This is a genomic window from Cupriavidus sp. PB-02, from assembly GCF_058252315.1.
This window is the reverse complement of record NZ_JBXPSX010000003.1, coordinates 977994-999651: the sequence shown is the minus strand read 5'-3', so window position 1 is coordinate 999651 and position 21658 is coordinate 977994. Positions and strand designations below refer to the sequence as shown.

The following is a 21658-nucleotide window of genomic DNA, read 5'->3' as shown; positions in this document are numbered from 1 at the left end:
GATGAGCATGATCGATTGGCTGCGCAAGGCCGAGGAACACGAAGACAGGTTCGAGCCTGAGCCGGACAGCCTCGAGGGGCGGGTGATAGCGGCCTTGCGCACCGTGTACGACCCCGAGATCCCGGTCAATATCTATGAACTTGGCCTGATCTACCAGTTATCGGTGGACGAAGCCAGCGGCAAGGTGGGCATCCGCATGACGCTGACCGCGCCAGGCTGCCCGGTGGCGCAGACCTTCCCCGGTGTGGTGGAGGACGCCGTGATGGAAGCCAGCGGCGTGAACGACGTCGAGGTTGAACTGGTATGGGACCCGCCCTGGTCGAGAGAACGAATGAGCGAGGCGGCGCGCCTGGAACTGGGGCTGCTCTGAGATGAGCGAGTGGATCGATGTCGCCCGCGCCGAGGAGTTCGCGCCGGGCACTTGCCGTAGCGTCGATGTCGATGGCGTACAGGTCGCGGTATTCAATGTGGGTGGCAATTACTACGCCATCGAGGACCTCTGCTCGCACGAGGCCGAGCCGCTTTGCGGCGGCGACGTGGAAGGCCAGGAAGTCGTCTGCCCGCGCCACGGCTCGCACTTTTCCCTGCTGACGGGCGAGGCGCTGTCCCCGCCCGCCTACGAGCCGGTGGCGACCTTTCCGGTTCGGGTGGAGGGCGGCAAGGTGCAGGTCAGGGACGAGCGCTGGGAATAAGTGGCCGCGCCCTTCCTGGGGTGATCGTACATTACGTGCAAAAAGTGGCGGTAGGAGGGCGCAGAGCCGTCTGTAGCAAAGGATTTCGGCGCTATGAGTCTCGCGCGAGCGGGGTATCTCCAAGTCCTGGATAAATCAACACTCTCCGGCGCAAACCGCAAGAAAACACGGAAAATACGAATGAAACGAACGCGTCCCACCGGTGAGCGGTGGGATCGAATGGACCCTCACGGCCCAACGGTATTGAAGTGCCAAGAGGAAAGATTTACACATTTCCCCGGATCGGCGAGCGAGGTGTAATCGCCGAAGAAGCGCAATTGGCCACGGCGATGCGCTTCGTCCAGATGGGTTACCGCAAAAATAAGTTGGAAAAAAGCTCGAGCCAGGTTGCGCGACGATACGGATCAAAATATTTAATTTTTTTGTCCTATTTCCGCATAGCGCTGTCGGCCGAGAATTTAATGCGCTCGTAAAATAGCGGACGTTGCTACCAGCAATAGGTGATTTTTGAAGGTCTGACCCAAGTTACCGGCATACCGATTCGGACGGAGCTTGACATTGAAGCCGCGTGGCCTATACCGCTAGCTGACAGCCACCCGTGGCGGACGAGAAAATGCCAATCGGGATTTGCCGTCCGCTTGCCCGACCTCCGGGGGCAAACGTGCACACACGTGCAAAATCGTCACTTCTGGCTGAGGAGCCCTGAGAATGATGATAGTCACAGTCTTATTCAGCCTGCCTGACGGTATGACCCGGGAGGCGTTCGTTGCGCACTGCCGCAAGACTGCCGAACACTGGAAGGAGAATCCGGCGCTGTTGCACAAGACGTACCTGTATGACCCGAAAGCGCGACAGGGCGGCGCGGTGTTTCTGTGGCAGGACACCGCGGCTGCGGAGCAGGCACTCGGCGATGCATGGCGTCTGCAGATGGCAGGGTTCTACGGTGCGGACCCGGTCGTCCGGTACTTCGAAGCGCCGCTGGTGATTGCCGGCGGCGAATTGCGCGGCAACCACGAAGCATCCGCATAGTCAATTCCGTGTTGCACCGCCAATCCCGGGAGCCGGCGCTACCGCGCAAATAGTGGACGGATCAGTCGGCGCCAGTTCCGGATACCCTGCGGATCACATCACGAAGGCCGACACCGTCATCTATCGAGCCAGCCAGCACGACTGTGGTGGATGCGCGCTGAAGAATCAATGCTGCCCGAACATGCCATTCCGCAAGATCGCTCGCAGCATCCATGAGAGCGCGTGAAGTAGCACGGAAACTCGCGGTGACACCCGAGTTCAAGCAGTCGCGCCGGGAGCGAAAGAAGGTGGAGATGCTATTTGCTCATCTGAAACAAATCTTGAAGCTGGATCGCTTGCGGCTACGAGGGCTAACCGGAGCGCAGGACGAGTTCTTACTGGCAGCAACAGCGCAAAACTGCGACGAATGGCAAACAGGTAAAGCACGAGCGCAAAGAGCGGCCCCATAGCCACAGTCTTGCCCATCGCCGTCCTATATATTGGCGACCTCGGGGAGGTCTTCGACAAGCATCGAGATCGGATCAAGGAAGCGGCCCACATTAAGTGGTTGGTGATCCGGCCGTCCAGAATGGCGCGCACCATGGCGCCGCTGAAGAGGATGGGGCATTCTTTCGTCATGCTAGGATTCTCCAGGACAGTTGGAGAAAGAAATGGATCTCCAAGGCTTCACCTACTACCGCGACCACTGGTATGAAGCATCCGCAACGTCTCTTGGCGTTGGAGGGCCTTGGCAAGGTGAGGTGACGATCTGCACGAAGGCGGCAGACGGAGCTCCACTCAAAGTCTTCGATCACCGTCTTGTTCCTGGCCAGTTCTTCAGCGAAGCCGAGGCATGGCAGCACGCTTCGGAGTGGGCCCGAAAGCAGATTGATGCGCGCTCTAGTTAGCACGCGCACCATGGCGCCGCTGAAGATAATGGGATGCTCTTTGGTCATGCTAGGATTCCTTCCAACGCATTTGGAGGCTTCCCGATGCATCAGCGTCAAGATAAGACTTTCGCTCTGCAGGCCCCTGGCGATTTGCCGGGAGATCGCTGACGCTCACAAGCATTCGCGAGTTGACCGGGAACCAGACCCCAAAGTCTCGACTGCCTTCATTCTCGGGCCAGGCGAGGTTCGTGCCGCAGAGACATCGTGGTTCATCGTCGATGGCGACGACTGGCTTGATCCACGTGCTGTCATTGAGGGGGCGATAATGTACTGGATCCGATTCCTTGGTGATCGCGATATGTTGCGCGAAACGCCGATTGAAGAGATTTATCGCAAGGAACGATCGCTCCGGGGCCAGCCTGAGGGGGGCGTCTGAGGGCGAGGATTTGTCCAGTGCGCGATCTGTGGATTTGATTAAAATTTAAGCAGATAGGCCACCTTGTCCTCCCGCCGGCGCGGATCTTCGTAGCAGCAATCCCCGGAACAAGCTTGACGTCTAATGTTTCCGAACGACAGCGCGACGCTGGATCCTGCGCCTCCTCAAAATCTATTCACCTGCATCATGTCGATCGAAATCGAGCGCGCGGAAGCGATCACCTGGATCCGCATCCAGATGGCCCAGCATGGGCTGAGCCTGTCCGACCTGCAGGCCGCCGGCTGCTTTGCCGAGCCGCCGCCGGCGCCATCGCTAGGGGCGGTGCGCTACCGCAACGCGCAGGGGCAGGGCTGGGACGGTCGGGGCGCCATGCCGGACTGGCTGCAGCGGGCGATCAACGCCGGGCAGAACGTGGAACATTTCCAGGTTGGGTAGTATTCTCGCGGCGGTCCCATCCTATGGGACGGCCTGGACCTTGCATTGCTCGCCAGCTGACCGACCCGGATAATGAGGGGGAGACCGGCGCCGCCGGCCCGCAATCCGAAACCAACCGAATGCCGGACGCAACGCTCCCTTCCCCCGATTACACCGCTTGGCTCGCTGGGTTGAAAACTCGGGTCGAGCAGGCACGCCAGTGTGCGGTCCTCTCGGTCACCGGGAACTCGTGACGCTTTATTGGCAGATCGGACGTGACATCCTCGAGCGGCAGCACAGAAGGGATGGGCAGCCCAGGTGATAGACCGGCTCGCACGCGATCTGCGGGCGACGTTTCCGGACATGAGGGTTTTCGCCGCGCAACCTCAAGTACATGCGCGCGCTTGCCGAGGCTTGGCCGAGCGGGTAATTTGTGCAGCAGGCTGCTGCACAATTGCCCTGGTTCCACCTTTGCACGCTGCTGGACAAACTGTAGTCCAACGAACTGCGCGAATGATATGCCAAGGAGGCCGCCGAGCATGGCTGGTCGCGCAGCCACCGGGAAAATGCTGCACGTGCACGAAGTCGATGGTCGGCAGTTTGCTGTATCCGACGATTCGCAGTCTGCTCTGGACGCGGCGAACCGGGTGGCCATCGACAACGCCAAAGGTCGCGGCCGTTGACGCGGCACTGGGCCCCAGGGCGCCGGTAACGTGCTTCCGGTGCGTGGTCTGCGGGCACGTATCTGCCGGCCAGATTCCTGGGCGAGGCAAAGGGGACGGCAGCTTTCGTCCCCCCGCCGCCACGAGCAGGACGGGCAGATTTGTCCTGGTTGCTTCGATTCGAGGAAGCGCGGAATGGATTTAGGGTCGGGCAGCACACAAAAGGTTCGGGCCCGGCCAAAGCAACATAGACCTTCTCCCGGGCATAAACTGGAAGGACGCGGCGGCCGCAGTGTGTCCTGGCGCCCAGAGTTTCTGTTAGCCTCCGGGCAAACTCCCGAGCGTGGCGGGTGCCGGCTGCGCGGCGATAGCGACGCCACGCCCAAGCTGCCTTCTCAAATGCCATGAGTTACATTCGCGCACCGTTCACCGACGATCAGGTCCAGAAGCTCAACGAGAACCAGGTCTGCCTCGGCGGCCCGGTTCTGCGCGCCTTCACCTGCAGGAACAGCGCCGATCATCGCCACGGAGTCGAAGGTGGCGCTCCTGGCATCCTGATTGCCACCAAGTACGGCTGGGTTTGCCCACACTGCAACTACAAGAGAGACTGGGCATTCGCAATCATGGCGACCCGGTTGACTCGCCCGCCGACCGCCATCCAATCCTTTGTCTATACGACGCCCTCAATCGAGAAGGCCAACATCCTCCTCGGTCAATATGAACGGCTTGCGGCAACCGAGCGCCCCGGCGCGGCCGTGATGGTCGCCTGCATCAAGAATCGCATCGAGGAAATGTCGCTCCCCGGATTCGGCGCTATCGAGCTCAGCGAGATCCCCACTGACGCGGTGGTGAGACGATCAGAAGGACGTAATTACCGGATCGTCTCGGGACAGTCACATCTCCAAGCCGCCTTGCGCCTGACCGGCCGCGCGCTGGTGACGGATGCTGTCACCCATGAGCAGTTACATGTCCATGACATCGACGGCAAACTGTTTGCCATTCCGTCAGACGCCCAAGCAGTGCTCGACTCAGAAACACTTAAGGCGATCGAACACGCCAAGGCCGACCCGCGCGCGAGACGCGCGTGAACTCGTTTCGCTGCACGCCACACTGCTCTCACATGGCACGGATCTCAATGCGAAGAGCGTTGCTGCGATGATTCGGGAATTGGATCCGGCGCATATCTAGAGGATCAAGCTCTTGCGCGACCTGGCTCGCCCATGCGACCCAAGGCCTCCCGAATTTGGACAGCGAGTTCCGCCATCGACCTGGTTTCAGGATAGAAGAGACAACTGCCGTCGGCATTGCGCTGAACCAGATGCATCCCGGCTTCCAAATGGGAGACGCTGACATGCAATCTGTCGTTGATGACCGGGATGCCATCGCGCGCCTCATCTTCGATGCGATCGCGGCAATGAATTCCAAGGGCTTCGAGCTGGCGCCGAACGGTGGTGATGCGCACGGGGCAGTCCTCCTGCGTACAAGCGTCTGCCTGATTGTGCTCGCCGTCCACGATGGACGGAAGAGAGGACTCCGCACCTCGGGCTCGGGGCAGCGCGCCGCCCGAGGGCGGCGTTTGCCATAGTTGCCTTTGCCGATAACTGGCGTTTATCGGCATGACGTGTCGTCGTAAGGTTCCTTGGATAAGGCGAGGACTGGCTCAGCTCGGCCGAGCGCGTACAACGTCAAAATATGACGCAAATTTAACATGAGGCCCGATCGCAGAAAAAGCTACTGGGACTTCGTTATGGCAGGGGCAGGTGAGGGCTGTTGCCACCGTCCAGCGCACCGGCTCCAGCGCCAAGACGGTGCTTACCGACACGGGACCGCTGCGCCTGGCGATCCCGCGGGACCGCGACGGCAGCTTCGCGCCCATCGCCCGCTCGATCAGGGCCTTCTTGAACGCCATGGCGGCATCCTGCACCGCCTCAGCAGTCATCGGACCTTTGACGAGCTGATCAATTAGCTCCTTGGGGATGCTCGGAAGGTCCCGGGGTGTGGCTTTTGGTTTGCGTGGCATACATGCTCCTTCTCGACATGTTATGCCCTACACACAAAATCCCGTACAGGCCCCACCGCTTCGTTCGGATGCGGCGGCAATATGCCAACCGAACAGGCATAAACTGTTGACGTGTGACCGATTGGCCCAAACCACTATGAACGAGATTCAGCTTGAATCAATCCTTACTTGCCCACACTGCGGCTTCGCAAAGAAGGAACTCATGCCCACGAATGCTTGCCAGTTCTATTACGAGTGTGGCAACTGCGGGGCAGTATTGCGGCCGACGCCCGGTGACTGCTGTGTGTTCTGCTCGTACGGTACAGTCAAGTGCCCACCGATCCAACAGAAAAATGGGCGCTGCCACTGAAACGTAGAAGAGCGAGCAATGGGGCTTCAGGAGTAGTGGCAGTAACCGATCCCATGGTCCATTGGACTACTGCAGTCCATGCACTTGCTTGATGACCAAAAGCATCATGATTGCGGCGACGCCAAGGCTTGACGAAAGCCAAAGAGCTTGGGCGCCGAAAGCATCCAGGCAGACTCCGAAGAGCCATGGCGCAAGGGCTTGGGCCACGCGAGCGGGAACCATCAAAATGCCTTGTCGATGACCATAGCCGTTGGGGCCAAAGATGACGAGCGGCAGAGTTCCCTTAGCGATAGTGAGGATGCCATTACCCGCGCCATGCAGCACCCCAAACAAGGCTGCAGCAGGCGCGCCAGCAACGCCGAACGCAATAGCACCCACGGGGTGAAGGGCAGCAGCGATGCGGGCGGAAAGCAGTGGATGAATCTTGCGCAGCAGACCGAACTCGAGTATCCGGGCACCCACTTGAGCGGGGCCGATCAGCGCACCGACCATCACAGCAGTTGCCAATGTCACACCGCCTGCCTGTAGCAATCGCGGCAGGTGTGCAGCCATGGCGGTGCTAATGAACCAGGTCGCAGCGAAGACAAAGGCGAGCGCGAACGATGCAAGACGCTGAGAAGGCGCGCCGTCATTAGAAGCCAGCGAGGACGCAGTTTTGGCGGGTGGTGGGTCAACTGCCGTACTGCGGGGCATGCTGAGATTGAGCGTCAGCCCCAAGGTCAAATGTAGCGCGGCCCAGGCAAGACAGGCGCCGCGCCATCCGATGTGCGATTCCATGAAGGTCGACAAGGGCCATCCGACCGTACTGGCAAAGCCCGCGATCAGGGTGATGCCGGTGATGGCGCCCCGAGAGCGGTTGCCGTAGAGCGCGACGAGCGTAGCAAAGGCAGCTTCGTAAAGGCCCGCGCCCATTCCGATACCGAGAACGAGCCAGGCGGCGAAGAGTCCAATCACACCTTGGGCGACGCCAAGGCCCGCCAGCCCGGCAGCAAAAACAAGGCTGGTAGCGACCAACACCCAGCGCCCGCCGGTGCGATCGATCATCCTGCCCGCGGCGGGGCCGACCAGCGCCGATACGATCAGCGCCGCGCTGAACGCCGCGAAGATCATGGACGGTGCGACGCCGAGATCCCGGGCCATGCGCGTGGCCAGCATGGCCGGCAGATAGTAAGTGGAGCCCCATGCCAGCGTCTGGGCCACACCCAGCCTGGCGATCACACTATTCGTTGGCTCCATGGCTGCTTATTATTCGACTTCGCCGCTATCCGTGTCGCTGACCTGCGCGTCCGGCTCATGGCTCATGGCTGCCGCAGCGAGCGCGGTAACGTTCGCCGGCGCCGCGTCCTTGCGCTCGCTATATCGGTCCGTAAGATAGTCGCTGCGATCGCGCACGAGCAGCGTGAACTTGTACAGCTCCTCCATGACGTCGACTACCCGGTCATAGTAGGAAGACGGCTTCATGCGGCCGTTCGTGTCGAACTTTTGGTATGCCTTGGCTACCGAGGACTGGTTCGGGATTGTCACCATGCGCATCCAGCGCCCCAGCACGCGTAGCGCATTGACTGCGTTGAACGACTGCGAGCCGCCGCAGACCTGCATGACGGCGAGCGTGCGACCCTGAGTCGGTCGAATGGCTCCGATCTCCAGAGGGAGCCAGTCGATCTGGTTCTTGAAAACCGCGGTCAGCGTGCCGTGCCGCTCGGGACTGCACCACACCTGGCCTTCCGACCACTCCGAGAGCTTGCGCAGCTCGACCACTTTGGGGTGATCCGCGGGGACACTGTCGCACACCGGCAGGTCACGCGGATCGAAGACGCGAGTCTCGGCACCGAAATGTTGCAGGATCCGCTCGGCTTCGTGCACGAGCAGGCGGCTATAAGACGTCTCGCGCAACGAGCCATAGAGCAGCAGGATGCGCGGCGGATGCGTGCTGACGCGTGACGGTTCCAGCTTGTACAGGTCCGGGGTATCGAGCACGGCCGGGACAACATTGGGCAGATCCATGGTCATTTGACCCTCCGTCCTTGCGCGTCGATGACAACTTCGCCATCCTCCTTGGTGAAGGCGCCTTGCTGTGGTGAAGCCAGAATGTCGAGTACAACCTCCGAAGGCCGGCACAGTCGCACGCCACGCTCCGTGATGACGAACGGCCGGTTGATCAGAATCGGATGGGCCAGCATCGCATCCAGTAACTGCTCATCGATCAGGGACGGATCGGACAAGCCTAGTTCGGCGTAGGGCGTACCCATTTCGCGGATGGCTTCACGAACCGTGCGGCCCGCATCGCGGATCATCTGCTGCAACGTCTGCCGGTCAGGCGGGGTGTTCAGATACTCGATGACGTTCGGTTCGATGCCCGCATTGCGGATCATGGCCAGTGTGTTGCGCGATGTGCCGCACGCGGGATTGTGATAGATGGTGACGGACATGGCGATTCCCGGATTCGGTTCGTATCTGGTTGCGAGCAGTTGAATAAGGATTCCAACCAAGGCGGCAAGAGCGGCGCCCAGGTTCCAGTCGGCGTCAGTCCACCTGGTGTTCGCCGGATGCTTCGATGACGTTGGGATGGCCGTGTGGTAACGCACGCGGCTCCAGCAGCCGGTGCAGCCCCAGTCCGATGGCCGCGCCGAGACACTGCGCCAGCATGAAGCCCGGCACGCTCGCCGGTGCGATGCCGGCAAAGCTGTCGCTGAACATGCGCCCGAACGCGGCTGCGGGATTGGCAAACGATGTGGATGCGGTGAACCAGTATGCCGAGCCGATATAGGCCGCCACCATGGCGGAGGCGCGTCCGTTCGGCGCGCGCAGAATCACCAAAAGCAGGCCGGCGGTCGCAACGGTTTCAGCAATCCATTGCCCAGGACCGCTGCGGACCTTGGTAGAAAGCTGCAGGATCGTCATGTCGAACATAGCATGGGCAAGCCACGCTCCGAGTACCGCACCCGCGAGCTGGGCGCCGATGTACGGCAGCAGCGCCGCGCCGGGCAGTTCACCTCGCGCCACCATGACCGCGCTGACGGCTGGATTGAAGTGCGCGCCGCTGATCGGGCCAAAGACTTCGATCAAGATGTACAAGCCACCGACCGTGGCGGCCGTGTTGGCCAGCAGGGCGACGGCGACATTGCCGCCGGCAAGCCGCTCGGCCATGATGCCGGAGCCGATGACGATGGCCAGCAGCAGCGCCGTTCCCAAGGCTTCGGCGCCAAGTCTGTTACGCAGATCGACCATGACGCTCAGCTTTGCGAGATACGGTTGAGATGGTCCTGCAGTTCCGCATTGCTCAGCGTGTCGAGCGGCAGCGTCAGCAGTTGCAGCATGCGGTAGCCGATGGCCTGCCGGGTCAGCTCGAATGCCTGTCGCTTCTTTTCGTCGCCGCCTTCCGTGTTCGACGGGTCAGGGTAGCCCCAATGCACCTTCACCGGGCTGCCCGGCCAATACGGGCACTCCTCTTCGGCCGCACTATCGCACACCGTGATGACCACCCGCATCTCAGGGGCGCTCGCGCCGACAAATTCATCCCAGCTCTTGCTGTAGAAGTCGCTGACGTCGACGCCAGCATTGCCAAGCACCTCGATGGCGAATGGATTGATGCGCCCGCTGGGCGAGCTTCCGGCGCTAAAGGCGCGCACATCGCGGCCAAACTGCTTGGCCAGATGGTTCAACATCCCCTCGCTCAGCACACTGCGGGCCGAGTTGTGGGTACACAAAATCAATACGTTGGTGGTCATGGGGCGCTACGAAATAGTTGGGGTGCGGCTCGGAATGCGTGTCACTGCTTCCCGATGTCCTGAACAGCCTTGTGAAGCGCGACGGCGTCCAGCTTCGGAAGCGGCAATGACAGGAACAATTCGATACGGCGCTTGAGCGTAATGGTTGCGTCGTTGATGGCTTGCTGCTTCTGGGCCTCGGTACCCTCACAGGCAGCCGGGTCAGGGACGCCCCAGTGAGCTGTCATCGGCTGGCCTGGCCATACCGGACAAACTTCGCCCGCTGCCTTGTCACACACCGTGAAGACGAAATCGAGTTTCGGCGCCCCGTCTTGTGAGAACTCATCCCAGCTCTTGCTGCGAAAGCTGTTGGTGTCCAGGCCGTGGCGTGCCAGCGCCGCCAGTGCAAGGGGATTTACCACCCCAGTCGGATGACTGCCGGCCGAATATGCGCGGAAGCGCCCATTGCCCAGATGGTTCATCAGGCCTTCCGACAAAATCGAGCGTGCCGAATTGCCGGTGCAGATGAACAGCACGTTGTAGGTCTTTTCGCTCATGGCGCACCCTTAGCAGCAGGAGGGCGTGGAGTTGACCGCGATGCCGATCGGCTTGCCCTTCGGAGCGCGGGGGGCGCAACAGGCCGATTCCTGGCCAGCAGCATCGATTTTTCGGGATTCGCCGTACACCGGCACATTGCCCAAGGTATGGAAGTGCTCCCAGGCGATGCCTTGTGGGTCCGTGACCCAGTACTTCTCGCTTTTCGCATAGCAGCAAGTGGTCTCGCCTTCGTCGAGCAGCGCCATGTCGGCCGCTTCGGCTCGCTGCTTCAGTTCGGCCAACTCGGCCGCATCGTCTGTCTGAAACCCGAGGTGGTCGACTCCAGTCTCCGCGCCGCGCGCCGAGATGGCGAAGTTCACGCGCGGATCCTCCAGCATCCACTTCGCATAGTCTTCTTTCACCACCGTTGGCTCGGCTGCGAAGAGGGCAGAGTAGTAACGAATGCTCGCAGACAGGTCGGCGACGCTGACGTGCACGTGGAAGCGCTTCATGATTTGGGCTCCGAGGCAACGGAACAGTTGGACACAGGGGAGCACGGATTGCCGCTGCAGCAGTTTTCCGTGAGATAACCCAGCAATGCGTTCATGGTCTCGAAATGGGCCATGTAGATGATCGAGCGACCGTCCTGCCTGCTGGATAGCAACCTGGCGCGGTGCAACTCCTTCAGGTGGAAGGAGAGAGATGACGCCGGCATTTCCATCAACTCGGCTATTCGGCCGGCGGGAAGCCCCGCGGGGCCGGCCTGCACCAGCAGCCGGAACACGGACAGGCGTATCGAATGGGCGAGCGCGGCAAGCGCTTCCAGGGCGTGATCGGTTTCCATGTTTCGACGATATTCGAATCATGGAATTCTGTAAAGTGAAATTTCTGTGACCAATAGGGGGGAAAGTGCGGGCGGTCTGAACTTTGGTGTCCGCTTACAGGCGTTTTCCCCGCATCAGGACGCCCGCCTCTGCGATAGAGCTGGTTTCCACTGAAGTTCGTCGGCTCTCGGCAGGGAACTGGGGGGAATACTGCCGGCGCGTGAACTACCCTCTCAACGCGCCGCACAAGGGGACTGTGTTGGGACCGTGCCACGCCATCAACCTGCACCCTTGCTTGACGCTTGCTTCGTACCGGAGTTGTGCGGTGACTGGAAACAGGAATCGCCATGCGCAGCTTATTGTTAAGCATCCTGATCGCGGGGCAGGCCGCGTTCCCGTGCGCTGTCATTGCGACCCCGACAACGCCCACAAGCCGGGGCCCTGAGGCTTCCGCAGCACAAGGCGCCAAGTCCATCTCTCAATACGAGGGCCGCAAGCGCGAACGGAGAAAGGGGCGGGAAGAAACAAGGCAGCAAACGCAGCCGGATATGGCTGGCAAGCAGGAACAGAAGGCGGTGCGGAACGACGCGGCCCCCAACTGACCGGGATAAGGCCAGCCATGGAGGTGGCGCATAGTAACTTTTTGGAGCGGCTTGCGGTCTGGATAGCGTGCAATTCCGCCCTCTACGTCGCGCCTTCCTCTACTTTCGCTTGCCCGCCGGAGAAGCGTTGTAGCAGAAATGCCGCGAGCGGCCGAGAGGCTGGAAAAACAATTTGTGGGCCGATGAAACCATCTGGTATCCTCCGCTCCGTCATCACTAAGGGTTCTCCCTATGGACTGTTGTTCTAGTCGGCGGTGCGCCGATCTCTGAACGGCTAGTCAGTCAAGGCGACATCTCGCCACTGCCTAGCCGTTACCGGCGGGTAGTGGCAACCATGCAGGTTCTCTGCGTGACCACCTCCCGATTTTTGTTTGCGACCTGTACTGAGAAGGCAGCCGCGGGCGACGTTCGCTCTCGTCCTTTGGCCTTCACGAGCAGCCGCCCCGAGCCTACACGCGCCATAGAAGCGCGTGAGGGAGGTCTCATGTCGTTCATTACCTGTTTTCAGTTTGCCTTCTCCGCCCTCACCTTTTTGAAGGGCACCCGTTGGTCGCACCGCACGCTCTCGGCGCTGGCCTTGGCGCTGCTCGGCATTGGCCTGGCACCGGCGCATGCCCAGGACGCCAGTGAAAGTCAGCCGACTCCCGGCGTTGCCCCCCGCAATACGGCATCGGATCCGATGGAGGACCGCTTTGCCTTCCATGGGCAGGCCACTTATATCTGGCAGCGCAAGCCATCGGTTGGCGCGGCATATTCGGGCGAGCACAGCCTCGGCACGGAACGGGCCAAGAGTTATTCGTTCACCAGCACGCTCGATCTGGGCCTGGGCCTGTGGCAAGGGGCAGAGTTCCACTTGAACCCCGAGGTCTCGCAGGGCGTGCCATTCTCCGGCCTGCACGGTCTGGGAGGCCTGACCAACGGAGAACTGGCCAAGTCGTCGGGCACCAATCCCACGTTCTACCGGGCCCGCGCCTTCGTCCGCCAGACGTGGGGCCTGGGTGGCGGCGAGGAGAAGCTCGATGCCGACTTCAACCAGTTCGCGCGAACCGTCGACAAGCAGCGCGTCGTGCTGACCGCCGGCAACTTCGGCGTACTCGACGTCTTCGACCTGAACCCCTACGGCTCCGACCCGCGCACGCAGTTCCTGAACTGGTCATCGCTGACGCATGGCTCGTTCGACTATCCCGCCGACGCGCGCGGCTACAACTGGGGCGTGTCCTTGGAGTACGTTGGCGATGGCTGGTCGGCGCGCTTTGGCCATTTCCTGCAACCGCTGGAATCCAACGGGCTGAAGCTCGACACACGGATGTTTGAGCACTATGGCGACATCCTTGAGCTGGAAAAGCGCTATAACCTGGCTGGCCGTCCTGGGGCCGCGCGCCTGCTGCTCTGGCGCAATAAGGCGAAGATGGGCAAGTTCAGCGATGCCATCGCATTCGGGCAGGCCAACAACGTGACGCCCGACGTTACCGACGTGCGCGCGGAACATGCCAAGGTGGGCGTGGGCATTACGTTGCTGCAGGAGGTCAATGATTCGCTGGGCGTGTTCTTCCGCGCCAATATGTCGGACGACAAGACGGAAACCTACGCCTTTACCGAGATCGGCAAGCAGATCGCCGGCGGCGGCACGCTAAATGGCACGTCCTGGGGGAGGCCCAATGACGAACTCGGGGTGGCGATGGCCGTCAACATGCTGCGATCACCGCACCGGGACTACCTGGCCGCCGGCGGTCTGGGAGCGTTCCTCGGCGATGGCGCGCTGCGCTACGGGCCGGAACAAGTGCTCGAGGTCTATTACAGCCTGGCGTTGCTGAAGTACTTCAGCGTCAGCCCGAATGCCCAGTACATCCGCAACCCCGGCTACAACCGGGATCGGGGGCCGGCCAAGTTCTATGGCGTTCGGTTCCACGCCGAGTTCTGAGTCGCAGAGCGATAACTTCCCTGTGAACAGGAGGGACGATCATGGACGACGACCCTAGTCGCTGCGCTGCGCCTGCCAACTGCCCGTAGCAGCCGGCTTCCCGGCTGGCAGGGTGGTGAATCCAATGGCTCGCGAGACTGTTCTGACCTAGCTGCTAGCACAGGCTCCGTGGGCTCCCGTTTAACCAGCAGTCGGCAAAGGAAGCCCCATGGCAAATGAATTCATGCCGCAACTCACCTTGAGCCCGACTCTGACCAGTTCGAGTGAAACATGAACATTGAAGCCATCCAAAACATCAATCTGGATTCGCTGCTCGATACCAGCATCAGCGTGGCCGCGGCATTCGTGCTGGGTGCGGTAATCGGTTACGAACGACAGTACCGCCAACGTACCGCCGGCCTGCGCACCAATGTGCTGGTGGCGGTCGGCGCGGCCATTTTCGTGGATATGGCCAACCGGCTGGGAGGGCACGATGGTGCCGTGCGCGTCGTCGCCTACGTGGTCTCGGGAATCGGCTTCCTTGGCGCCGGCGTGATCATGCGGGAAGAAGGAAACGTGCGCGGCCTCAATACCGCTGCCACCCTGTGGGGCTCGGCAGCCATAGGTGCGTGTGCCGGCGCGGACCTGCTTCTGGAGGCTACGGTTGGATGTCTATTCGTGCTGGCTGCCAATACGCTGCTGCGTCCCGTGGTCGACCGCATCAACCGTCAGCCCATCGATACCCCCGCCGTGGAGGTCACCAATACCGTCTATGTCATCGCACCGCGGGAGCGCCAGAAGGAGGCAATGCGATTGTTGGATGAGGTCCTGGAGGACAGCAATCATCCCACCCGCGACCTAGTGGTTCACGCCTTTGGTACCGACGACGTGGAGATCGAGGCCGTGCTGATGGCGACCTCGGTAGACGGGGAAAAGCTCGATCACGTTGTCGCGCGGCTAGCAGAATCCAGTGCTGTCAGTCAGGCCTTCTGGAGCCCCAGCACCACTGAGTGAATTGCTGCGGCACGACCTATGTTGGCGAAAGGCCATCACAGAGTCTTTCTGAAGTTGGAGCGGCAATTGCTAACCAGTCATGTCCGCAATGGCCGCGGATTGGCGGGCATCCGGCTTCAGGTCGCCGGGCGTCCGGTGAGGGGGCTGCGGATTCAACCGGTCGATGTATGTGAAGGGTTTTGAGTTCATCACGCCGGACGCCGGCAGCGATGACCTGTTCGCGCACTTCTCCGAGGTTCAGGGAAACGGCTTCAAATCACTTCAGGAGGGCCAGAAGGTCAGTTTTGAAGTCAAGCAGGGCCCCAAGGGGAAGCAAGCAGCGAGCATCAAACCGCTGTAAGTTTCCTGCGCTGCGGGTCTGGAGCAGGGCGTCGAAAGGGGGCGCGCGCCTCCGCCTTTGATCAACGCTCGAGAAAGGGCCTCAACTTGTCAGCGCGACTGGGATGCATCAGTTTGCGCATCGCCTTGCTCTCAATCTGACGGATCCGCTCGCGGGTCACGTCGAACTGCTTGCCGACCTCTTCAAGCGTCCGATCAGAGGTCGTATCGAGCCCGAATCGCATCCGCAGGACCTTGGCCTCGCGAGGAGATAACCCGTCGAGTGCCTCATCGATCGCGGCGCGCATGTTCGCGTGAATCGCGGCCTCAGCCGGTGAACTCGCAGAGACATCCTCAATCATGTCACCGAGCGTCGCGTCGGCGTCGTCGCCCACAGGGGTCTCGAGCGAGACAGGTTGCCTCGCGCTCCGGAGAATACTGCGCACTTTTTCCTCGGACATCTCCATGCGCTCGGCGAGGACGGAGGGATGTGCTTCCTGTCCCGTCTGTTGCAGGAATTCGCGCGAAATCCGATTCAGCTTGTTGATCATCTCGATCATGTGGACCGGTACACGAATGGTCCGCGCCTGATCGGCAAGCGCACGCGTGACAGCCTGCCGGACCCACCAAGTGGCGTACGTCGAAAACTTCCAGCCGCGCCGGTATTCGAACTTGTCCACCGCCTTCATCAGGCCGATATTGCCTTCCTGGATTAGATCCAGGAACTGCATGCCGCGGTTCACGTATTTCTTGGCGATTGAAATGACAAGACGAAGGTTCGCTTCGATCAGCTCTCGCTTGGCCTGCCGCATTTTCAACTCCGCGGCACTCATCTGGCGGTTGATCCGCTTGAGCTGCTGGAGCGGCAGCGAGACCCTGGCCTCGATGTCGATGAGTTTCTGCTGGCCGGCCTGAATGGCCGGCAGATGTCGCTCGAGCGCCGCGCCAAACTGCCGCGAAGTCGCCGCCATGTGGCTGGCCCATTCAAGGTCGGTCTCGTGGCCCGGGAACGACTCGACAAACGCCTCGCGCGGCATGCAGCAACGGTCGACGGCGATCTCCAGGATGCTGCGCTCGATCGCACGAACCTCGGTAACCTGTTCGTGCACAATTGCACACAGGCGGTCGATAGTCTTGGCCGTAAAGCGGATCGGTCCTAGTTCGCGCTGGATCTCCGAGCGCAGTTGCGCAACGGCTGCGGAACGGGCTTTCCCAGTAACGGGTGCATCCGGCAACTGCTCGAACAGTACACGCACGCGCGCGAAAATCGCAAGACTGTCGATCGTCAGTTGTTCGAGGCGGGCTGCGTTCGCTTTCTCCGGATCCACGGCGACCGTTTCAGCGTCATCACCTTCCGGGTCATCGTCGGAGGCGTCTGCTTCCACTTGAACTTCATCGGACTCTAGCGCCATTTCGCTTTCGTTCACGTCGTCGCTGATGCCATCGACCAGTTCGTCGATACGCAGTTCGCCGGCAACGATGCGGTCCGCATCGGCAAGAATCGTGGACACGACTGACGGACACGGGGTGATCGCCTGAATCATGTCCTGCAGGCCGCCTTCGATGCGTTTTGCGATCTCGATTTCGCCGGCGCGAGTCAGCAGTTCACTGGCGCCCATTTCGCGCATGTACATCCGGACTGGATCAGTAGTGCGGCCGAATTCGGAATCGACGGTCGACAGTGCAGCTTCCGCTTCCTCGTCCGCCTGATCGTCGGATGCCGCGGCAGGCGCGGCGTCGCTTAACAGGAGCGTCTCCGCGTCCGGCGTCTGCTCGTACACGGCCACCCCCATGTCGCTGAACGTGCTGACGATCGTCTCCATCGCAGCAGTTTGCGTAAAGTTGTCGGGCAGGTGATCGTTGATGTCCGAGTGGGTGAGATAGCCGCGCTCACGGCCAAGCGCGATCAGCGCGCGCATCTGGCGTTGACGCTCCTCGTCCTGGCGCGCCATGGACGCGATGTCCAGCGGTGTTGCGACCACCTGGATCTTTCTTTTTGGAGAGCGGCGGCCGGTCTTTGACGTGACCGCGATCGTGCGGGATGCTGAATCGTCGCGAACTGGATTTGCCAATACACTCTCCTCGACAGGTTGGCCGACGATCGTCGCGAACATGACGGCTGGTCAAGCCTGTCGGGGAACGAACGAAATCGTGGAATGACGCACGGACAGTCGAGGCCTGAATGCCTCTCGCGGAATCCGATGTGCGCAGAATGGGGGGATTGTGAATAATACCAGCCGACGTTGTGCGGCGCAATATGCGGTGGCTACGGCTTCGTTGAGGAGACCGCGCCAAAGCGGGGGTGGACGACCGGACCTCTGCTGAGAGGCCAATGAGGCACCTACAATGCGCGCATGGCTTCCGATCCTGGGCCGGCGACCTCCGTCCTGCAACTTCGAATTGCTCTGAGCGGCTTGAGCCCGCCGGTCTGGCGGCGTTTGCTCATTCCTGAGCACGTCACGCTGGCTCGGCTCGGCCAACCATGAGCGGGCGGAGGCGATCCGCTGGATCAGGACCAGATGGCGGACTATGGGCTGACCATGGAGGAACTGGCAGCGGCGGGATGCTTGTCGCAGGCATGAAGCTGGCCCAAACTGAAGGACGCCCTCCTTCATATCTACAATCCGAAGTGTCAGCTTTGCATTCGGCTGAGCGAAACCGATGAGGGCCGCCGTCGGGTGGCGCCGAGACAGGTTTCTGTGAGGATATGTTGAAGGGGTGACGGTGGACGTCTAACGACGCGGCGACCCTCTCAGTCGGCCGTCGATGCGCTGGCGCTCGAAACGGCAGCAAAGTCGAAATGCGCTGCGGCATAGCTGGCATTGCACGCCCAGACTTCTTCGCCGTCTTTGTAAAAAGTGACCCATTTGCCATCGCTGACGCAGTGGGCGCCAGGGAAGACTTCGTCATGGCCGTTCGGACCTTCCAGCGGAAAGGGGGCGTGGGGTGTGGCCCAGTATTGGCCGCGCGGTAAGGGCGTGATCGTCTTTGGCATGCTCATCCGGCCCAGTGCGGTGTTACTGAAGGGCCCCGGCCTCGCTACGGCGAAACGGAGGCGGTGTCAATCGTGCAATGGCGTAGCACAGACTCGTGGCAGCTTCGTGTAGTCTCGCTACCATTCCCCTGCTATCCGGTAGGATTTCCATGGCACGATACCTTCCGACTTTGGCCCGGGCCTTCGGCGTCGGCGTCGGCGTCGGCGCCTTCATCGTGATCGTCGCCATCGTCTCCCGGCAAGTATATCTGCGCAGCGCCGCGGAGGCTGCCGACGCCGGCGCAGACGAGGAGCCTGCGACAATGATGTTGATACGCTGCGAGACGATGCACGAACGTCTGCAGAATAGGGACAGGTCGACTGCGGAGGCTGACGAGCGGCCACGCGCTCGTTGTAGGGAGTCCTGATTTCGGAGAACTTCTGAGCCTCCCAAGCCCATGCATGCGCCCGGCGTTCGTGAAGAAACGGTTCTGCCCTATAACGGGAACGGCAGCGCTGCGATGACCGACACACCAATGGTGGGAGCTATAGCGAGCCCGCTTGAGAGCATGGTCCGGGAATCGTCGCCGACAGTGGTGAGCGCAGCGATGCGCATCCCGTTCAGGAGATCGAGTCGATTCTCGACGCTTCCCATGGCGCTGCCGTTCACTGACGATCTTGGAGCAAGCCATGGCCATGCGCAAGCGAGACGACGACGTGGTGTTTCCCAATGCGGCGGGGATCGACGTGGGCGCGTCGAGCCACTGGGTCGCCGTGCCCCGCCATGCGACGGACGACCCGGTGCGCGAGTTCGGCGCGATGACCGACGACCTCAACGCGGTGGCCGACTGGCTGCTGGCGTGCGGCGTGGACACGGTCGCGCTGGAGTCGACCGGGGTCTACTGGATCCCCGTGTATGAAGTGCTGGAGCAGCACGGCTTGACGGTATGGCTGGTCGATGCGCGGCAGATGAAGTACGTGCCCGGACGCAAGAGCGATGTGCTCGACTGTCAGTGGCTGCAGAAGCTGATGAGCCTGGGGCTGCTGCGCGGCGCCTTCCGCCCCGACCACGAGGTCTGCGTGGTGCGCGCCGTCGTGCGTCAGCGCGAAGTGCTGCTCGGGGAGCAAGCTTGCTGGGTGCAGCGCATGCAAAAGGCGCTGGTGCAGATGAACCTTCAACTCACGGAGGTGCTCACCGACGTGATGGGTATGACCGGCCAGGCCATCATCCGCGACATCGTGGCCGGCCAGCGCGACCCGAAAGTGCTGGCCCGGCACCGCCACAGCCGCATCAAGGCCAGCGCCGAGGACATCATCAAGGCGCTGACGGGCAACTGGCGTGAGGAGCACCTGTTCGTACTGGCGCAGGCCCTGGCGATGTTTGACAGTCTGGCCCAGCGCATCATCGAGTGCGACGCGAAGATCGAGGCGCCACTGGGCTGTCACGAGGTCGAACTCCGGGGACCGGGCAAGCGGCGCGGCAAGAACACGCCCAGCTTCGACCTACGCACGGCGCTCGCACGCTGGGCGGGCGTGGATCTCACCCGCATCAACGGCGTGGCGGTCACCTCGGTGCTGACGGTGCTGTCGGAGATCGGGCCGGACCTGAGCCGCTTCGCCAACGTCAAGCACTTCTGCTCGTGGCTCGGGCTGTGCCCCGGCACCAAGATCAGCGGTGGCAAGGTCCTGTCGGCGCGCACGCGACGCTCGACCAACCGCGTTCGTCAGGCGCTCAAGCTCGCGGCCATGAGTCTGTCGCGCAACCGTTCGGCGCTGGGCGCCTTCTACCGGCGCCTGTGCGCGCGCATGGACAAGCCCCGCGCCAATACGGCCGTCGCGCACAAGCTCGCTCGCATGATCTACTTCATGCTCACGCGCGGTGAGGCCTTCGTCGACCAGGGTCAGCAGAAGTACGAGGAGCAGCAGCGCCAGCGCTCCAATGCCGCTTTGCGCCGCCGCGCCGCCGACCTCGGCTTCGCCATCACGCCTGCGACAGTGGCACCTGCATAGCGCCGGCCCTCATCTGTTTCTCAGGAGCCGGATTTCGATTGGGGGCACCATGCTTGCTCTCATGTGGCAGAAGGATGCCTGTCTATGGCCACCGATGAATGCCGACATCCGAATGACCGCTCATGACTGCTCACTGGACCTCACATAGGCGGGACCCGGATGCCCGCCTATTGGCCCACTCGGTCATTGAAGACTGGCGGCCGACTGCTCAAACTGGCCGGACTCGGACGGATGCCTGCCGCGAAACTGCGGCGGTCCCAGATCGACCCGTTGCAGCCATACAACTTGTCATGACCTCGGAGGCCAGTTTCTGGTTGGGCGGCCGTTCGCTGAGCGATCGCGCTTGGCACAAGCGATTCCGTTGCGGCCACGCTGGTGGTGTTCGGGGCAAGTTGCCAATGCGCAATCCCGCGCGTGCGCCCGGACTGGGGCAAAAGAAGGGATTCCATTGCCTGGGGCATGGTTTGTTCGGCAATAGCTGAAGTGCTTCTCCACTGGCACCCCCCTGGCCGACCCTGCTTCGCTTCTATACTGAGATTGCGACAGTGCGAGACTCGCGCTCGACGGTGGTGCACGCCAATAGCGGGAATCGAGACCTTGATCGTGGCCAATCCCACGTGAGCCAGCCCGGCACTACCCGCCCGGCGTGGATGTCCTCTTAGGTTCACATTTGCCTCGATTCGGGCAAGGAGATTTTCAATGGCCAACGCACAAGGACAACTCGTCTTCACCCTGAACCACCTGATCGAAGTCGGCAAGGACGGCGAACTCACTTGCATGACCGGCGCCCGTGAAGTGTACGACGCCGAGATGCGCAGCATCCTGACCGGCACCGCCGAAACCTGCCGCAATTCGGTGACCGAATTGCAGGCCCTGGTCAGCTCCCTGGGCGCGGTGCCGCGTGACCGTGGCTCCATGGCCGGCACGATGCATCGCGGCTGGATGGAGGTGATGCACATCATCGCGCCGCACAACGACGACGCGGTGCTGCAGTTGTGCGAGCGCGAGGAAGAGGCCGCCAGGCGCGAGTACCGCTCGGCGCTGACGAAAGACATGCCAGAGCAAATCCGCTCGGTGCTCCTGCGTCAGTACGAGGGCATGCAGAAGTATCACGAACGCATCCACGCCATGCGTGGCATGTAGATTCACTGACGCGCTGAATCACGCCTGATTGACCCGATCGCACCAGGCGGGCCGGAAGCCGACAAGCTGCCGGCCCGCTTCTTTTTTCGACGCCGAAGCTTGCGCCGCCTTAAGTAACGCGCCTGGAAGGCGACACGGTTGAACTCGGGCCTGTCCGG

General features: G+C 61.6%; 26 protein-coding genes and 4 pseudogenes. 18 read left to right on the top strand and 12 right to left on the bottom strand.

Annotated features, from left to right (window positions below):
- The first annotated feature begins 1 nt into the window (after position 1).
- The 9 genes and pseudogenes from AC10V3_RS39185 to AC10V3_RS39145 all read left to right on the top strand — a co-directional run bounded on the left by AC10V3_RS39185 (position 2) and on the right by AC10V3_RS39145 (position 5190).
- The gene (locus tag AC10V3_RS39185; RefSeq protein WP_349604892.1) at positions 2–370 is read left to right on the top strand and encodes an SUF system Fe-S cluster assembly protein; all 369 of its coding nucleotides are present in this window, start codon (positions 2–4) and stop codon (positions 368–370) included.
- 1 nt (position 371) lies between these two features.
- Positions 372–692 carry a Rieske (2Fe-2S) protein gene (locus tag AC10V3_RS39180; RefSeq protein WP_349604891.1) on the top strand — a complete coding sequence of 107 codons (321 nt, stop codon included), beginning with the start codon at positions 372–374 and terminating at the stop codon, positions 690–692.
- Positions 693–1400: 708 nt separating this feature from the next.
- Positions 1401–1721, top strand: a complete 321-nt coding sequence (locus tag AC10V3_RS39175) for a hypothetical protein (RefSeq protein ID WP_414223211.1) — start codon at positions 1401–1403, stop codon at positions 1719–1721.
- A gap of 112 nt (positions 1722–1833) precedes the next feature.
- Positions 1834–2170, top strand: a pseudogene (locus AC10V3_RS39170) (transposase); the annotation flags it as partial.
- A 201-nt stretch (positions 2171–2371) separates the two neighbouring features.
- Positions 2372–2608 (top strand): hypothetical protein, encoded by a 237-nt coding sequence (locus AC10V3_RS39165; RefSeq protein ID WP_349604888.1) that lies wholly within the window; start codon positions 2372–2374, stop codon positions 2606–2608.
- Positions 2609–3212: 604 nt separating this feature from the next.
- Entirely contained in the window at positions 3213–3461 is a 249-nt protein-coding gene (locus tag AC10V3_RS39160; protein ID WP_042876374.1) for an H-NS histone family protein, read from the top strand.
- Between the two features lie 119 nt (positions 3462–3580).
- A pseudogene (locus AC10V3_RS39155) lies at positions 3581–3954 on the top strand (DUF1016 N-terminal domain-containing protein); the annotation flags it as partial.
- Between the two features lie 25 nt (positions 3955–3979).
- Positions 3980–4123: a hypothetical protein gene (locus tag AC10V3_RS39150; protein ID WP_490924372.1), complete on the top strand. Its 144-nt coding sequence runs from the start codon at positions 3980–3982 to the stop codon at positions 4121–4123.
- Positions 4124–4506: 383 nt separating this feature from the next.
- Positions 4507–5190, top strand: coding sequence for a hypothetical protein (locus AC10V3_RS39145; RefSeq protein ID WP_349604884.1), 684 nt, complete (start codon positions 4507–4509; stop codon positions 5188–5190).
- A 104-nt stretch (positions 5191–5294) separates the two neighbouring features.
- Here AC10V3_RS39145 and AC10V3_RS39140 read toward each other — a convergent pair whose 3' ends face one another.
- On the bottom strand, positions 5295–5564 hold the full coding sequence (locus AC10V3_RS39140; protein WP_490924371.1) for a hypothetical protein: 270 nt from the start codon (positions 5562–5564) through the stop codon (positions 5295–5297).
- A 322-nt stretch (positions 5565–5886) separates the two neighbouring features.
- Between AC10V3_RS39140 and AC10V3_RS39135 the strand changes: the two are divergent.
- Positions 5887–5976 (top strand): annotated as a pseudogene (locus AC10V3_RS39135) (transposase); the annotation flags it as partial.
- Here the strand turns inward: AC10V3_RS39135 and AC10V3_RS39130 are convergent.
- A pseudogene (locus tag AC10V3_RS39130) lies at positions 5964–6122 on the bottom strand (IS256 family transposase); the annotation flags it as partial. The pseudogenes AC10V3_RS39135 and AC10V3_RS39130 sit on opposite strands and share 13 nt — an antisense overlap.
- Before the next feature lie 136 nt (positions 6123–6258).
- Here AC10V3_RS39130 and AC10V3_RS39125 point away from each other — a divergent pair.
- A complete protein-coding gene (locus AC10V3_RS39125) occupies positions 6259–6471 on the top strand; it encodes a GDCCVxC domain-containing (seleno)protein (RefSeq protein ID WP_349604882.1) in 213 nt (70 codons plus the stop codon).
- 66 nt (positions 6472–6537) lie between these two features.
- Here the strand turns inward: AC10V3_RS39125 and AC10V3_RS39120 are convergent, their stop codons facing one another.
- The 8 genes from AC10V3_RS39120 to AC10V3_RS39085 all read right to left on the bottom strand — a co-directional run bounded on the left by AC10V3_RS39120 (position 6538) and on the right by AC10V3_RS39085 (position 11559).
- Positions 6538–7707 (bottom strand): MFS transporter, encoded by a 1170-nt coding sequence (locus AC10V3_RS39120; RefSeq protein WP_349604881.1) that lies wholly within the window; start codon positions 7705–7707, stop codon positions 6538–6540.
- A 9-nt stretch (positions 7708–7716) separates the two neighbouring features.
- Positions 7717–8481, bottom strand: a complete 765-nt coding sequence (gene arsH, locus AC10V3_RS39115; RefSeq protein WP_349604879.1) for an arsenical resistance protein ArsH — start codon at positions 8479–8481, stop codon at positions 7717–7719.
- Positions 8478–8900 (bottom strand): arsenate reductase (glutaredoxin), encoded by a 423-nt coding sequence (arsC, locus tag AC10V3_RS39110; protein ID WP_349604877.1) that lies wholly within the window; start codon positions 8898–8900, stop codon positions 8478–8480. The genes arsH and arsC overlap by 4 nt, the downstream gene beginning before the upstream one ends.
- A 94-nt stretch (positions 8901–8994) precedes the next feature.
- Positions 8995–9699 carry an aquaporin gene (locus tag AC10V3_RS39105; RefSeq protein WP_349604876.1) on the bottom strand — a complete coding sequence of 235 codons (705 nt, stop codon included), beginning with the start codon at positions 9697–9699 and terminating at the stop codon, positions 8995–8997.
- 5 nt (positions 9700–9704) lie between these two features.
- On the bottom strand, positions 9705–10199 hold the full coding sequence (locus AC10V3_RS39100) for an arsenate reductase ArsC (protein ID WP_349604875.1): 495 nt from the start codon (positions 10197–10199) through the stop codon (positions 9705–9707).
- 41 nt (positions 10200–10240) lie between these two features.
- The gene (locus tag AC10V3_RS39095) at positions 10241–10735 is read right to left on the bottom strand and encodes an arsenate reductase ArsC (protein WP_349604873.1); all 495 of its coding nucleotides are present in this window, start codon (positions 10733–10735) and stop codon (positions 10241–10243) included.
- A 9-nt stretch (positions 10736–10744) separates the two neighbouring features.
- Positions 10745–11227: an ArsI/CadI family heavy metal resistance metalloenzyme gene (locus tag AC10V3_RS39090; protein WP_349604872.1), complete on the bottom strand. Its 483-nt coding sequence runs from the start codon at positions 11225–11227 to the stop codon at positions 10745–10747.
- Positions 11224–11559 carry an ArsR/SmtB family transcription factor gene (locus AC10V3_RS39085; protein WP_349604870.1) on the bottom strand — a complete coding sequence of 112 codons (336 nt, stop codon included), beginning with the start codon at positions 11557–11559 and terminating at the stop codon, positions 11224–11226. Before AC10V3_RS39085 ends, AC10V3_RS39090 begins: the two co-directional genes overlap by 4 nt.
- Before the next feature lie 327 nt (positions 11560–11886).
- On the opposite strand from AC10V3_RS39085, the gene AC10V3_RS39080 reads away from it, so the two are divergent.
- From AC10V3_RS39080 to AC10V3_RS39065, 4 genes are all read left to right on the top strand, one after another.
- Positions 11887–12141 (top strand): hypothetical protein, encoded by a 255-nt coding sequence (locus AC10V3_RS39080; RefSeq protein WP_349604868.1) that lies wholly within the window; start codon positions 11887–11889, stop codon positions 12139–12141.
- Between the two features lie 484 nt (positions 12142–12625).
- Positions 12626–14062 (top strand): carbohydrate porin, encoded by a 1437-nt coding sequence (locus AC10V3_RS39075; RefSeq protein ID WP_349604866.1) that lies wholly within the window; start codon positions 12626–12628, stop codon positions 14060–14062.
- A 276-nt stretch (positions 14063–14338) separates the two neighbouring features.
- Positions 14339–15055, top strand: a complete 717-nt coding sequence (locus AC10V3_RS39070; protein WP_490924686.1) for an MgtC/SapB family protein — start codon at positions 14339–14341, stop codon at positions 15053–15055.
- Between the two features lie 163 nt (positions 15056–15218).
- Positions 15219–15395 (top strand): cold-shock protein, encoded by a 177-nt coding sequence (locus AC10V3_RS39065; RefSeq protein ID WP_349604863.1) that lies wholly within the window; start codon positions 15219–15221, stop codon positions 15393–15395.
- A gap of 61 nt (positions 15396–15456) precedes the next feature.
- On the opposite strand, the gene rpoD is transcribed toward AC10V3_RS39065, so the two are convergent.
- Positions 15457–17487 (bottom strand): RNA polymerase sigma factor RpoD, encoded by a 2031-nt coding sequence (gene rpoD / locus AC10V3_RS39060; protein WP_349604861.1) that lies wholly within the window; start codon positions 17485–17487, stop codon positions 15457–15459.
- 240 nt (positions 17488–17727) lie between these two features.
- Between rpoD and AC10V3_RS39055 the strand changes: the two genes are divergently transcribed.
- Complete coding sequence (locus tag AC10V3_RS39055; RefSeq protein ID WP_367576155.1) at positions 17728–17859, top strand: IS1096 element passenger TnpR family protein; 132 nt, start codon at positions 17728–17730, stop codon at positions 17857–17859.
- 266 nt (positions 17860–18125) lie between these two features.
- On the opposite strand, the gene AC10V3_RS39050 is transcribed toward AC10V3_RS39055, so the two are convergent.
- On the bottom strand, positions 18126–18374 hold the full coding sequence (locus AC10V3_RS39050) for a hypothetical protein (RefSeq protein WP_349604859.1): 249 nt from the start codon (positions 18372–18374) through the stop codon (positions 18126–18128).
- A gap of 663 nt (positions 18375–19037) precedes the next feature.
- Between AC10V3_RS39050 and AC10V3_RS39045 the strand changes: the two genes are divergently transcribed.
- A complete protein-coding gene (locus AC10V3_RS39045; RefSeq protein WP_349604857.1) occupies positions 19038–20357 on the top strand; it encodes an IS110 family RNA-guided transposase in 1320 nt (439 codons plus the stop codon).
- A gap of 699 nt (positions 20358–21056) precedes the next feature.
- Positions 21057–21500, top strand: coding sequence for a PA2169 family four-helix-bundle protein (locus AC10V3_RS39040; RefSeq protein WP_349604855.1), 444 nt, complete (start codon positions 21057–21059; stop codon positions 21498–21500).
- The last annotated feature ends 158 nt before the right edge of the window (positions 21501–21658 follow it).

Excerpts from the sequence above, each read along its gene's own strand:
- AC10V3_RS39090 (WP_349604872.1), bottom strand. The coding sequence starts at position 11,227 with ATGAAGCGCTTCCACGTGCACGTCAGCGTCGCCGACCTGTCTGCGAGC.
- AC10V3_RS39045 (WP_349604857.1), top strand. The coding sequence starts at position 19,038 with ATGGCCATGCGCAAGCGAGACGACGACGTGGTGTTTCCCAATGCGGCG.
- AC10V3_RS39055 (WP_367576155.1), top strand. The coding sequence starts at position 17,728 with ATGGCTTCCGATCCTGGGCCGGCGACCTCCGTCCTGCAACTTCGAATT.
- AC10V3_RS39100 (WP_349604875.1), bottom strand. The coding sequence starts at position 10,199 with ATGACCACCAACGTATTGATTTTGTGTACCCACAACTCGGCCCGCAGT.
- AC10V3_RS39165 (WP_349604888.1), top strand. The coding sequence starts at position 2,372 with ATGGATCTCCAAGGCTTCACCTACTACCGCGACCACTGGTATGAAGCA.
- AC10V3_RS39185 (WP_349604892.1), top strand. The coding sequence starts at position 2 with ATGAGCATGATCGATTGGCTGCGCAAGGCCGAGGAACACGAAGACAGG.
- rpoD (WP_349604861.1), bottom strand. The coding sequence starts at position 17,487 with ATGTTCGCGACGATCGTCGGCCAACCTGTCGAGGAGAGTGTATTGGCA.
- AC10V3_RS39040 (WP_349604855.1), top strand. The coding sequence starts at position 21,057 with ATGGCCAACGCACAAGGACAACTCGTCTTCACCCTGAACCACCTGATC.
- arsH (WP_349604879.1), bottom strand. The coding sequence starts at position 8,481 with ATGACCATGGATCTGCCCAATGTTGTCCCGGCCGTGCTCGATACCCCG.
- AC10V3_RS39175 (WP_414223211.1), top strand. The coding sequence starts at position 1,401 with ATGATGATAGTCACAGTCTTATTCAGCCTGCCTGACGGTATGACCCGG.
- AC10V3_RS39180 (WP_349604891.1), top strand. The coding sequence starts at position 372 with ATGAGCGAGTGGATCGATGTCGCCCGCGCCGAGGAGTTCGCGCCGGGC.
- AC10V3_RS39160 (WP_042876374.1), top strand. The coding sequence starts at position 3,213 with ATGTCGATCGAAATCGAGCGCGCGGAAGCGATCACCTGGATCCGCATC.
- AC10V3_RS39050 (WP_349604859.1), bottom strand. The coding sequence starts at position 18,374 with ATGAGCATGCCAAAGACGATCACGCCCTTACCGCGCGGCCAATACTGG.
- arsC (WP_349604877.1), bottom strand. The coding sequence starts at position 8,900 with ATGTCCGTCACCATCTATCACAATCCCGCGTGCGGCACATCGCGCAAC.
- AC10V3_RS39150 (WP_490924372.1), top strand. The coding sequence starts at position 3,980 with ATGGCTGGTCGCGCAGCCACCGGGAAAATGCTGCACGTGCACGAAGTC.
- AC10V3_RS39075 (WP_349604866.1), top strand. The coding sequence starts at position 12,626 with ATGTCGTTCATTACCTGTTTTCAGTTTGCCTTCTCCGCCCTCACCTTT.
- AC10V3_RS39085 (WP_349604870.1), bottom strand. The coding sequence starts at position 11,559 with ATGGAAACCGATCACGCCCTGGAAGCGCTTGCCGCGCTCGCCCATTCG.
- AC10V3_RS39065 (WP_349604863.1), top strand. The coding sequence starts at position 15,219 with ATGTATGTGAAGGGTTTTGAGTTCATCACGCCGGACGCCGGCAGCGAT.
- AC10V3_RS39080 (WP_349604868.1), top strand. The coding sequence starts at position 11,887 with ATGCGCAGCTTATTGTTAAGCATCCTGATCGCGGGGCAGGCCGCGTTC.
- AC10V3_RS39145 (WP_349604884.1), top strand. The coding sequence starts at position 4,507 with ATGAGTTACATTCGCGCACCGTTCACCGACGATCAGGTCCAGAAGCTC.
- AC10V3_RS39105 (WP_349604876.1), bottom strand. The coding sequence starts at position 9,699 with ATGGTCGATCTGCGTAACAGACTTGGCGCCGAAGCCTTGGGAACGGCG.
- AC10V3_RS39095 (WP_349604873.1), bottom strand. The coding sequence starts at position 10,735 with ATGAGCGAAAAGACCTACAACGTGCTGTTCATCTGCACCGGCAATTCG.
- AC10V3_RS39125 (WP_349604882.1), top strand. The coding sequence starts at position 6,259 with ATGAACGAGATTCAGCTTGAATCAATCCTTACTTGCCCACACTGCGGC.
- AC10V3_RS39120 (WP_349604881.1), bottom strand. The coding sequence starts at position 7,707 with ATGGAGCCAACGAATAGTGTGATCGCCAGGCTGGGTGTGGCCCAGACG.